Source organism: Catenuloplanes japonicus (assembly GCF_000717135.1).
GTDB lineage: Bacteria > Actinomycetota > Actinomycetes > Mycobacteriales > Micromonosporaceae > Catenuloplanes > Catenuloplanes japonicus.
This window is the reverse complement of record NZ_JNXY01000106.1, coordinates 1-277: the sequence shown is the minus strand read 5'-3', so window position 1 is coordinate 277 and position 277 is coordinate 1. Positions and strand designations below refer to the sequence as shown.

The 277-nt window shown below is 75.1% G+C and carries 1 protein-coding gene; it reads right to left on the bottom strand.

Going from position 1 to position 277, the window contains the following annotated elements; genetic code table 11:
- The coding region (locus tag OP04_RS55290) for a hypothetical protein (RefSeq protein ID WP_232324037.1) at positions 1–232 on the bottom strand (232 nt) is incomplete at its 3' end.
- Between the last annotated feature and the right edge of the window lie 45 nt (positions 233–277).

Sequence of the window (277 nt, the reverse complement as noted above, 5' to 3'; positions counted from 1 at the left end):
CGGGCCGGCCGGCCTCGACGTCGCCCGGCTCGGCGCCGTCCGGGAACGCGCCGGGCACCTCCGGCTGCGGACTCGGCGCACGCGTCGGAGCGGGGGTCTTGGGCGTGGGCGGGTTCAGCGACAGATTCTCGAACGCGACCAGACCCGGCCCGTCACCGTCACGCACACCGGACGGCAGGAACCTCGGCTGATCCGCGCCGGAGAGCGTGAACGGCCGCCAGCGCGCCCGCATACCCTCCTGATCCTCCGCGAGCCCGGTCCACGTGTGCGTCTGCGA